Source organism: Actinophytocola sp., from assembly GCF_035634895.1.
Classification (GTDB): Bacteria; Actinomycetota; Actinomycetes; order Mycobacteriales; family Pseudonocardiaceae; genus Actinophytocola.
Genome location: NZ_DASQCC010000021.1, coordinates 1 through 10,713 on the forward strand (window position 1 = coordinate 1; position 10,713 = coordinate 10,713).

A 10,713-nucleotide genomic window follows, 5' to 3' on the forward strand; every position below is an offset into this window, starting at 1 on the left:
CACCAGGAAACCACCCACCTGTCCGACACCTGACCCGCGAGTCCCGCGTTCACACCTAGCGAGTCCCGCGTTCAGACACACCGAACTGCGGGTTCGTGCACATCCGGCCAGGGACGGTCTGCACGAAACCACAGTTCGGTATGCGCGAACGCGGGACTCGCGGTGTTTGAACGCGGGACTCGCGGGGTCAGTAGGTGACCTGGAGTTCCTTGATGCCGTTGAGCCAGCCGGAGCGGAGGCGGCGGGGTTCGCCGGCCTTCTTGATGTTGGGCATGTGGTCGGCGATGGCGTTGAAGATCAGGTCGATCTCGACCTTGGCCAGGTTCGCGCCGACGCAGTAGTGGGCGCCCGTGCCGCCGAAGCCCAGGTGCGGGTTGGGGTCGCGGCGCACGTCGAACTTGTACGGGTCGGCGAAGACGTCAGTGTCGAAGTTGGCCGAGCCGTAGAACATGCCGACGCGGTCGCCCTTCTTGATCTCCACGCCACCGAGCGTCGTGTCCGACTTCGCCGTGCGCTGGAAGGACAGGACCGGGGTGGAGAAGCGGACGATCTCGTCGGCGGTCGTCACCGGGCGGTTCGCCTTGTACTCCTCCCACTGGTCCGGGTTCGTCAGGAACGCGTGCATGCCGTGCGTGATCGCGTTGCGGGTGGTCTCGTTGCCGGCCACCGCGAGCAGCAGCACGAAGAAGCCGAACTCCTCGGAGGTGAGCGAGGTGCCGTCGATGTCCGCGTTGACCAGTTTCGTCACGATGTCATCGGCCGGGCACTTCTTGCGTTCCTCGGACATGGCCCACGCGTAGCCGAGCAGCTCGGCCGAGGCGTTCATCGGGTCGACCGAGTACTCCGGGTCCTCGGAGCCGACCATCTGGTTCGACCAGTGGAAGACCTTGTGCCGGTCGTCCTGTGGAATGCCCAGCAGCTCGGCGATCGCCTGCAGCGGCAGCTCGCACGCCACCTGCGTGACGAAGTCGCCGTTGCCGGTGGCCGCGGCCTCGGTCACGATGCGCTCGGCCCGCGCGGCGAGCGCGTCCCGCAGCTTGTTGACCGACTTCGGGGTGAAGCCGCGGGAGACGATGCCGCGGACCTTCGAGTGGTGCGGCGGGTCGATGTTCAGCATGATCAGCCGCTGCGCCTCGATCTTGTCGCGCGTCATGTCCCCGTTGAAGCGGATGATCGCCGTGTTCTCCTCCGAGGAGTACACGTCGCTGTTGCGCGAGACCTCCTTGACCTCGGCGTGCCGGCTCACCACCCAGAATCCGTCATCACCGAACCCCGCGACGTTGTGCTCCTGCGCGTTCCACCACACGGGCGCGGTGCGGCGCAGTTCGGCGAACTCCTCAACTGGAACACGTTGCTGTACCAGATCTGGATCGGTGAAGTCGAAACCTGCCGGGATCCGAGGTGCGGACATTGCAACCCTCCCGAAACATGGAACACGTTCTACTCGATTCAAACACACCCGTCGCGGCAAACCAAGCGCATGCTTGCTTCGGTTGGTAACGCGTTCTAGTTTGTGTTCATGGGAAACCCGGTGATCGTGGCCGCCGCACGCACACCCGTCGGCAAGCGTGGTGGCGCCCTGTCCGGCTGGCATCCGGCCGAACTGCTCGGCTTCGCGCAACACGCGGTCGTCGACCGCGCCGGCATCGACCCCGCCCTGGTCGAGCAGGTGTTCGGCGGGTGTGTCACGCAGGCCGGCGAGCAGTCCAGCAACGTCACCCGCACCGCCTGGCTGCATGCCGGGCTGCCGTACCAGACAGGCTGTCTGACTCTCGACGCGCAGTGCGGCTCGGCCCAGCAGGCAATGCACATGATCGCGGCGCAGATCACAGCCGGCGCCATCGACGTGGGCGTCGCGTGCGGGGTCGAGGCCATGAGCCGCGTGCCGCTGCGGTCGAACATGGGCGTGGACGTGGGCAGGCCGCGGCCGGACTCGTGGGACGTCGACCTGCCCAACCAGTTCGGCGGCGCCGAACGGATCGCGGTCCGGCGAGGACTGTCCCGTGAGGACCTCGACCGCTTCGGCGCCCTGTCCCAGCAGAAGGCACGCAAGGCCTGGGACGCCGGCCACTTCGACCGCGAGGTCGTCCAGGTGGGCGACGTGACCAGGGACGAGGGCCTCCGCGAGACCAGTATGGAGGCGCTCGCGAAGCTGAAGCCGGTCCTGGAGGACGGCCTGCACACCGCGGGCACGTCGTCGCAGATCTCCGACGGGGCGTCGGCCGTGCTGGTGATGGACGAGGCGAAGGCGCGTGCCCTGGGCGTCACGCCGCGGGCGCGGATCGTCACCCAGTGCCTTGTCGGCAGCGAGCCGTACTACCACCTCGATGGGCCGGTGCAGGCGACCGAGCGGCTGCTGGCACGCAGTGGCATGAAGATCGGCGACCTCGACCTGTTCGAGGTCAACGAGGCGTTCGCGTCGGTCGCGCTGTCCTGGATGTCGGTGCACCAGCCCGACCCGGACCGGGTCAACGTCAACGGCGGCGCGATCGCGATCGGGCACCCGGTCGGCAGCACCGGCACCCGGCTGGTGACGACCGCGCTGCACGAGCTGGAGCGCCGGGACGCGTCGACCGCCCTGATCACCATGTGCGCGGGCGGCGCGATGTCCACGGGCACGATCATCGAGCGGGTCTGACCGTGCCCATCGAGGTGCTCGAGGCCGAGCCCGGCGTGGTGGTCGTGACGGTGGACCACCCACCGGTCAACGCGCTGCCCGTGGCGGGCTGGTTCGAGCTGGCCGACGCGGTCACGAACGCCGGCCGCGACCCGGACACGCACGTCGTGGTCCTGCGGGCCGCCGGGCGCGGGTTCAACGCGGGCGTGGACATCAAGGAGATCCAGCGGAAGGGCCACGGCGCGCTGATCGGCGCGAACCGGGGCTGCTTCGCCGCGTTCGGCGCGGTGTACGACTGCGAGGTGCCGGTCATCGCGGCCGTGCAGGGGTTCTGCCTCGGCGGCGGGATCGGGCTGGTCGGCAACGCGGACGTCGTGGTGGCCGCCGACGACGCGACGTTCGGACTGCCCGAGGTGGACAGAGGAGCGCTCGGCGCGGCCACGCACCTCGCCCGGCTGGTGCCGCAGCACCTCATGCGGGCCATGTACTACACGGCGTCGACGGTCACCGCGCAGCAGCTGCACCACTTCGGCTCGGTGTACCGGGTGGTGCCGGTCTCGGAGCTGGCGGGCGCCGCGCTGGAGGTCGCCAAGCAGATCGCGGCCAAGGACACGCGGGTGATCAGGGCCGCCAAGAAGGCCATCAACGGGATCGACCCGCAGGACGTACACCGCAGTTACCGCTACGAGCAGGGTTTCACGTTCGAACTCAACCTGACCGGCGCCTCCGACGAGGCGCGGCAACGGTTTCTGGAGGGCAACTAAGTGAGGGACAAGCGGATGACCGCCGACGAGGTGGTCTCGACGCTGTCTGACGGGATGACCATCGGCATCGGTGGTTGGGGGTCGCGGCGCAAGCCGATGGCGCTGGTGCGGGCGATCCTGCGTTCGCGACTGAAGGACCTGACCGTCGTCTCCTACGGCGGGCCCGATCTCGGGTTGCTGTGCGCGGCCGGGAAGGTGCGCACGGCCGTGTTCGGGTTCGTGACGCTGGACTCGATCCCGTACGACCCGTGGTTCCGCAAGGCACGCGAGTCGGGGGCGATCAGCGTGCGGGAGTGGGACGAGGGCATGTTCCAGACCGGGTTGCGGGCGGCGGCGCAGCGGTTGCCGTTCCTGCCGATGCGGGCCGGGCTCGGGTCGGACGTGCTGACCTACGACCAGTCGCTGCGGACCGTGCGCTCACCGTACGAGGACCGCGAGGAGCTGGTCGCGGTGCCGGCCCTGCACCTCGACGTGGCGCTCGTGCACCTCAACCGCGCGGACCGGCACGGCAATGCCCGTTACCTGGGGCCGGATCCGTACTTCGACGACCTCTTCTGCCTCGCCGCCACGAAACGGTACGTGTCCTGTGAGTCCGTTGTGGACACCGATGAGCTGGCCTCGGCCGGGCCGCCGCAGACGTTGCTGCTCAACCGGATGATGGTCGACGGCGTCGTGGCGACACCGAACGGCGCGCACTTCACGAGCTGCGTGCCGGACTACGGTCGGGACGAGCGGTTCCAGGAGGAGTACACGGCGGCGGACTGGGACTCCTTCGCCGACAAGTACCTCAGCGGGGACGAGGCCGCGTACCAGAAGGCGGTGGCGGCGTGAACCGCATGGCCGTGTGCGTGGTCGCCTGCGCCGAGCTGTTCCGCGGTGACGGCGAGATCCTGGCCAGCCCCATGGGATACGTCCCGGCGCTCGGCGCGCGGCTGGCGCGGGCGACGTTCGAGCCGGACCTGCTGCTGTCCGACGGCGAGGCGACACTGCTGACCGGCGACGGGGTGGCCGAAGGCTGGCTGCCGTACCGCGCGGTGTTCGACGTGGTGGCGCACGGGCGGCGGCACGTGGTCATGGGCGCCAACCAGATCGACCGGTACGGCAACCAGAACATCTCGTGCATCGGCCCGCATGCAACGCCGAAGCGGCAACTCCTCGGCGTGCGCGGCGCGCCGGGCAACACGGTCAACCACCGGACCAGCTACTGGGTGCCGAAGCACTCGCCGCGGGTGCTCGTGCCGGCCGTCGACATGGTGGCCGGCGTCGGCTACCACCGCGGCGGCGGGCCGTTCCACGACGTGTACCGCGTGGTGACCAACCTGTGCGTGCTGGACTTCGGCGGCCCGTCGCACGCGATGCGGCTCCTGTCCGTGCATCCGGGCGTCACGGTCGACGAGATCGTCGAGCAGACCGGGTTTCCGCTGGTCGTCGAGGATCCGCAGGAGACAAGGGTCCCGTCGGACGACGAGCTGACCCTACTGTCCACACTGGATCCGACGGGCAACTGGGGCGCGTGATGGAGACCGCGCTGACGAAGCTCGCCGGGGTCCGTCACCCGGTGGTCCAGACCGGGATGGGCTGGGTGGCCGGGCCGCGGCTCGTCTCGGCGGTCGCCAACGCGGGCGGGCTGGGCATCCTGGCGTCGGCGACGATGACGTTCGACGAGCTGCGCACCGCCATCGAGGAGGTCAGGGAGCGGACCGGAAGCCCTTTCGGCGTCAACCTTCGCGCCGACGCCGTGGACGCCGGTGAGCGGGTCAGGCTGCTGATCTCGGCCGGTGTCCGGGTCGCGTCGTTCGCGTTGGCGCCGTCCCAGGAGCTGATCGGGACGCTCAAGGACGCCGGGGTCGTGGTGATCCCGTCGGTCGGCGCGGTGCGGCACGCGGAGAAGGTGGCCGGCTGGGGCGCGGACGCGGTGATGGTGCAGGGCGGCGAGGGCGGTGGCCACACGGGCCAGGTCGCGACGACCGTGCTGCTGCCGTCCGTGGTGGACGCCGTGGACATCCCGGTCATCGCGGCGGGCGGCTTCTTCGACGGCCGCGGGCTCGCGGCCGCGCTGTCCTACGGGGCGGCCGGGGTCGGGATGGGCACGCGGTTCCTGCTCACCAAGGAAAGCACCGTGCCGCAGGCGGTCAAGGAGGCGTACCTGGCGAGCGGGCTGACCGGCACCGTGGTGACGACCCGCGTGGACGGCATGCCGCACCGGGTCCTGCGCACGGAACTGGTGACGTCACTGGAAAGCGCGGGCCCGTTGCGTGGGCTGCTGCGGGCGGTACGGAACGCGGCCCGGTTCCGGAGCCTGACGAGGCTGTCGTGGGCCGCGATGGCGCGGGAAGGCCTGGCCATGCGGCGCAACCACAAGCTGACGTGGTCGCAGCTGGTCATGGCGGCCAACACGCCGATGCTGCTGCGGGAGGGCCTGGTCAACGGCAACACCGCGGCGGGTGTGCTGGCGTCCGGCCAGGTCGCCGGCGCGCTGCGGGACCTGCCGACGTGCGAGGAGTTGATCAGCGGGATCGTCCGCGAGGCCGGCGAGATCATCGAGCACCTGCCGCGCTGATCCACCCGCCGCACCGGCGGCTACGCGACCGCCTTCTCCAGCTCCACCAACGACTCTTCGAGGAACCCCAGTAGCCGCTGCAGGTGTGGCACCGTCCGCCGGCACCCGGTCAGCCCGAACTCCAGGTTCCCCGCGTAGCTCGTCACCGTGATGTTCAGTGCCTGGCCCTCGTACGGAATGGACAGCGGGTAGACGCCCTGCATCCGCGCGCCGTTCCAGTACAGCGGTTTGCGCGGTCCCGGCACGTTCGAGATCAGCACGTTGAACGCAGGCGGGGTCACCTTGACCATCCCGGGGATCATGCCGATCGCCAGCGGGACCAGTGGCAGCGCCGACAGTGCGGTGATCTGCAGGCGGCTCATCCCGTGGTACACCGCCTTGCCCTTGAGCATCGAGTCGTGGATGGTCGCCAGGCGGTCCGCAGCCTCCGCCTCGGTCGTCGCGAGGTTGCACAGGATCAGGCCGATCGCGTTGCCGCCGAAGGACTTGTCGGTGCGCAGCGACATCGGGATCGCGGCCACCAGCGGCTTGTCCGGCAGCGCGCCGAGGTCCAGCAGGTACTTCCGCAGCGCGCCGGAGCACATCGCCAGCATGACGTCGTTCATCGTCGTGCCCGAGGCCTTGCAGACCGCCTTGATCCGCTCCAGCGGCCAGCCCTGCGCGGCGAACCGCCGGGCGCCGGTGATCGCCACGTTGAACATCGACCGCGGCGCCTGGAACGACAGCGTCGCGGACTGCTCGCGGAACGCCTCGTTCACGATCTTCGTCGCGGCCGTGCCGAAGCCGCGCAGCTCCTTCAGGAAGTCCTGCACCGCGCGGACCGGGTCGAAGGGGTCGGCGGACTCCTTCCTGCCGCCGAACACGTCCGTCCGCACGCGCTGCGACCACACCGGCTGGACGGTCAGGTCCGACGGGTCCTCTGACAGCGACGACTGCATGAGCCGCAGCGCCGACACGCCGTCGAGCAGTGAGTGGTGCACCTTCGTGTACGTCGCGAAACGGTTGCCCTGCAAGCCTTCCATCATCGTGAACTCCCACAGGGGACGATGACGGTCGAGCAGGTAGCCGTGCAGGCGCGAGGTCAGCTCCAGCAGCTCGCGGACCCGGCCGGGACTGGGCAGAGCGGACAGGCGCACGTGGTACTCGAGATCGAGCTGTTCGTCGTTCGACCACGCGAACTGGCCGACCGTTCCCACCGGGCCACGCGGGCGGCGGCGGAACAGCGGGCGAACGTCCGCAAGCGACAGCAGCTGCCGGTGGAACTCGCCGACGTAGTCGGGGCCCGCGCCGTCGGGGAGCTCGAAGAGCTGGAGCCCGCCGACATGCATGGGGTGCTCGCGCGTCTCGGCGAGCAGGAACATCGAATCCGTCACCGGCATGATGGGCATCAGGTACCTCCTGGACGCACCTTAGTGCGACAGGACACAGCTACGGGTGTTGACTACTGACCGAGAGGACCTCGCCCGTCAGGTATGAGGCCAGGTCGCTTGCGAGGAACACCATCACGTTCGCAACTTCCTCCGGCTCGGCCGACCGGCCGAACGCCTCGCGTGCGGTCAGTTCGCGCAGAAGGTCCTCGCTCGTCACCTTCGCGAGATGGGGGTGCATCGCGAGGCTCGGGGCCACGGCGTTGACCCGGATCCCGTGCGACGCCACGTCCATCGCGGCGCAACGGGTCAGCGCCATGACGCCCGCCTTCGCCGCCGCGTAGTGGGCCTGGCCCTCCTGCGCGCGCCAGCCGACCACCGACGCGTTGTTGACCACCGCGCCGCTCCCCTGTGCCACCATCTGGCGCAGCGCGGCCCTGGTGCATCGGAACGTCCCGTTCAACGTGACGTCCAGGACGCGTGACCACTCGTCGTCCGTCATCTCCAGCACCGACCGGGTGCCGCCGAGGCCGGCGTTGTTGATCATCACGTCGAGGCGGCCGTACTCCGCGACCGTGCCGTCGACCAGGGCTTGGACCTGCTCCTCGGACGTCACGTCGCACGGGATGGCCTTGACGCCCAGTTCCGACGCGGTGGACGCGAGCCGGCGCTCGTGCCAGTCGCTCACCACCACCGTCGCGCCTTCCTCGAGCGCCCGGCGCGCGACCGCGGAGCCGATGCCCGTGCCGGCCGCGGCCGTCACCACGACCACCTTGTCACGCAACAGGTCGTGACTCATGACGACTCCTCACCCGCCCCGCCCGACGCTGTCCCCATGGCAACGAGCGAGCGGCGCACTCTGCTCCCGGGACCCGTACGAAAGTCCCACTCGTGCACATAACCGCAGGTGAGGTGCCATCGAGACGATACACGGCTCACGCCCTGGCCTCCCTGGGCAGGCCGAGCACGCGCTCGGCGATGATGTTGCGCTGGATCTCGTTGGAGCCGCCGTAGATGGTGTCGGCGCGGCTGAACAGGTACAGCCGCTGCCACTCGCTCATGCCCTCGTCGGGGGTCGTCATGCCCGCCGCGCCCAGGACCTCCATCGCCAACTCGCCGAGTCCGCGGTGCCAGTTCGCCCACACCAGCTTGGTGACCGACGCGCCGGCCGCGTCGCCGATCGTCCGCAGCGCGTGCCAGCGCATCACGTCCAGGCCGATCCGGGCCCTGGTCAGCTTCTCCCGGATGACCGGGTCGTCGAGCACACCCGTGTCGCGGGCGAGCGAGACCAGCGTGTCCAGCTCTCGCCGGAACCCCACCTGCTGGCCCAGCGTGGCCACGCCACGCTCGAAGCCGAGCGTGGCCATCGCGACCTGCCAGCCGCCGCCGACCTCGCCCACCACCAGGTCCCTCGGCGTGCGGGCGCCGTCGAAGAAGACCTCGTTGAACTCCGAGCCACCGGTCAGTTGCTCGATGGGACGGACCGACACGCCAGGCTGGTCCATGGGCACGAGCAGGTACGAGAGGCCGGCGTGCCGCTTCGAGCCCACCTCGGTACGAACCACCGCGAAGCACCACTGGGCCACCTGCGCGAGCGACGTCCACACCTTCTGTCCGGTGATCACCCACTCGTCCCCGTCCAGCACGGCGGAGGTCGAAACCGACGCCAGGTCCGAGCCGGCACCCGGCTCGGAGTAGCCCTGGCACCACAGCTCCTCGACGCGTCTGATCGGCGGCAGGAACCGCGTCCGCTGCTCGTCGGTGCCGAGCGCGATCAGGGTCGGGCCGAGCAGTTCCTCGCCGAAGTGGCTCACCCGCGCGGGCGCCTCGGCCCGCGCGTACTCCTCGTGGAAGACGACCCGCTGCTCGACCGGCGCGCCCCGCCCGCCGTACTCGGCCGGCCAGCCGAGGCACGTCCAGCCGGCGGCGGCCAGATGCCGGTCCCACTCGACGCGCTCGTCGAACGCCTCGTGCTCGCGACCGGGCCCGCCGAGCCCGCGGAGCGCGGCGAAGTCGCCGGACAGGTTGTCGGCCAACCACTCCCGCACCGTCGCGCGGAACTCCTCCAGGGCCGTCATGGGGTGTTAGCCTACCAAGCAATTGCTTTGTTGGGAGGAAGCGTGACCGACGTCGTTCAGTACGAGGTCAGCGGTCCGATCGCGACCGTGACCATGAACCGTCCCGAGTACCGCAACGCCCAGAACTCGGCCATGACCTACGCCCTCGACGCCGCGTTCACGCGTGCCGTGGACGACGACGAGGTCAAGGTCATCGTGCTCGCGGGCGCCGGCAAGCACTTCTCCGCCGGCCACGACATCGGCACGCCGGGCCGCGACGTCGACCAGTCCTTCGAGCGCAGGGCCGTCATGTGGTGGGACCACGTCGGCAAGCCGGGCGGCGACAACCGGTACGCCAGGGAGATGGAGGTCTACCTGGGGATGTGCCGGCGCTGGCGGGAGATCCCGAAGCCGACGATCGCCATGGTGCAGGGCGCCTGCATCGCCGGCGGGCTCATGCTGGCCTGGGTGTGCGACCTGATCGTCGCCGCGGACGACGCGTTCTTCGCCGACCCGGTCGTGCGCATGGGCATCCCGGGCGTGGAGTACTTCGCGCACCCGTGGGTGCTCGGGCCACGGGCGGCCAAGGAGTTCCTGTTCACGGGCGAGCGCTTCGACGCGGCCTGGGCGCTCCAGCGCGGCATGGTCAACCGCGTGGCGCCCCGCGATGAGTTGCACAAGGAGACGCAAACGCTTGCGGAGAAGATCTCGGGCATGCCCCGGTTCGGGCTCGCGCTCACCAAGCGGGCCGTCAACCAGGCAGAGGACCAGATGGGCATGCGGACCGGGATGGACTCCGTGTTCGGCCTGCACCACTTCGCCCACGCCCACAACGCCGAGACCTCGCCGGACTCGCTCGCCGGCATGAACGCCCGATCGATGAGGGATGCCAGTGGATCTTGACCTGGACACCGAGACGCTCGAGTTCCGCGACGAGGTGCGAGGGTGGCTCGCCACGCACCTACCGGCGGAACCGTTGCCGCCCATGGACACCGACGATGGCTTCGAGCCGCACCGGGCATGGGAGCGCACCCTCGCCGAGGCGCGACTGTCCACTGTGACCTGGCCGGCCGAGTACGGCGGCCGGGACGCGACGCTGTTGCAGTGGGTGGTGTTCGAGGACGAGTACTACGCGGCCGGGGCCCCGACGCGGGTCAGCGCCAACGGCGTCGCGCTGCTCGGCTCGACGCTGATGGCGTTCGGCACGGAGGAGCAGAAGCGGCGCGTCCTCCCCCGCATGTCCCGCGCGGACGACATCTGGGCGCAGGCGTGGTCGGAGCCGGAGGCAGGCAGTGACCTGGCCGGCGTACGCAGCAGGGCGACCCGGGTGGACGGCGGCTGGGTCCTG

Annotated in this window: 11 protein-coding genes; 7 read left to right on the forward strand and 4 right to left on the reverse strand. The window is 69.9% G+C overall.

Annotation, left to right across the window (positions count from 1 at the left end; all coding sequences use genetic code 11):
* Positions 1 to 187: 187 nt before the first annotated feature.
* Positions 188 to 1,411, reverse strand: coding sequence for a cytochrome P450 (locus VET29_RS03320; protein WP_324914441.1), 1,224 nt, complete (start codon positions 1,409 to 1,411; stop codon positions 188 to 190).
* A 108-nt stretch (positions 1,412 to 1,519) separates the two neighbouring features.
* On the opposite strand from VET29_RS03320, the gene VET29_RS03325 reads away from it, so the two are divergent.
* The 5 genes from VET29_RS03325 to VET29_RS03345 are packed head-to-tail and all read left to right on the forward strand — an operon-like array spanning position 1,520 to position 5,941.
* Complete coding sequence (locus VET29_RS03325; protein WP_324914446.1) at positions 1,520 to 2,638, forward strand: steroid 3-ketoacyl-CoA thiolase; 1,119 nt, start codon at positions 1,520 to 1,522, stop codon at positions 2,636 to 2,638.
* A gap of 2 nt (positions 2,639 to 2,640) precedes the next feature.
* Positions 2,641 to 3,381, forward strand: coding sequence for an enoyl-CoA hydratase family protein (locus VET29_RS03330; RefSeq protein ID WP_324914447.1), 741 nt, complete (start codon positions 2,641 to 2,643; stop codon positions 3,379 to 3,381).
* Entirely contained in the window at positions 3,382 to 4,212 is an 831-nt protein-coding gene (locus VET29_RS03335; protein WP_324914450.1) for a CoA transferase subunit A, read from the forward strand.
* 5 nt (positions 4,213 to 4,217) lie between these two features.
* Positions 4,218 to 4,898, forward strand: a complete 681-nt coding sequence (locus VET29_RS03340) for a CoA-transferase subunit beta (RefSeq protein ID WP_324914462.1) — start codon at positions 4,218 to 4,220, stop codon at positions 4,896 to 4,898.
* A complete protein-coding gene (locus VET29_RS03345; RefSeq protein WP_324914452.1) occupies positions 4,898 to 5,941 on the forward strand; it encodes an NAD(P)H-dependent flavin oxidoreductase in 1,044 nt (347 codons plus the stop codon). The genes VET29_RS03340 and VET29_RS03345 overlap by 1 nt, the downstream gene beginning before the upstream one ends.
* A gap of 20 nt (positions 5,942 to 5,961) precedes the next feature.
* Here the strand turns inward: VET29_RS03345 and VET29_RS03350 are convergent, their stop codons facing one another.
* The 3 genes from VET29_RS03350 to VET29_RS03360 all read right to left on the reverse strand — a co-directional run bounded on the left by VET29_RS03350 (position 5,962) and on the right by VET29_RS03360 (position 9,386).
* Positions 5,962 to 7,329, reverse strand: coding sequence for a wax ester/triacylglycerol synthase family O-acyltransferase (locus tag VET29_RS03350; protein ID WP_324914454.1), 1,368 nt, complete (start codon positions 7,327 to 7,329; stop codon positions 5,962 to 5,964).
* Between the two features lie 40 nt (positions 7,330 to 7,369).
* Positions 7,370 to 8,107: an SDR family oxidoreductase gene (locus VET29_RS03355; RefSeq protein WP_324914457.1), complete on the reverse strand. Its 738-nt coding sequence runs from the start codon at positions 8,105 to 8,107 to the stop codon at positions 7,370 to 7,372.
* 136 nt (positions 8,108 to 8,243) lie between these two features.
* Positions 8,244 to 9,386: an acyl-CoA dehydrogenase family protein gene (locus VET29_RS03360; protein ID WP_324914459.1), complete on the reverse strand. Its 1,143-nt coding sequence runs from the start codon at positions 9,384 to 9,386 to the stop codon at positions 8,244 to 8,246.
* Positions 9,387 to 9,428: 42 nt separating this feature from the next.
* Here VET29_RS03360 and VET29_RS03365 point away from each other — a divergent pair, with 42 nt between their 5' ends.
* Together VET29_RS03365 and VET29_RS03370 are read left to right on the forward strand one after the other, a co-directional pair.
* Complete coding sequence (locus VET29_RS03365) at positions 9,429 to 10,268, forward strand: enoyl-CoA hydratase (protein ID WP_324914460.1); 840 nt, start codon at positions 9,429 to 9,431, stop codon at positions 10,266 to 10,268.
* The coding region (locus VET29_RS03370; RefSeq protein ID WP_324914464.1) for an acyl-CoA dehydrogenase family protein at positions 10,258 to 10,713 on the forward strand (456 nt) is incomplete at its 3' end. The genes VET29_RS03365 and VET29_RS03370, both read left to right, overlap by 11 nt.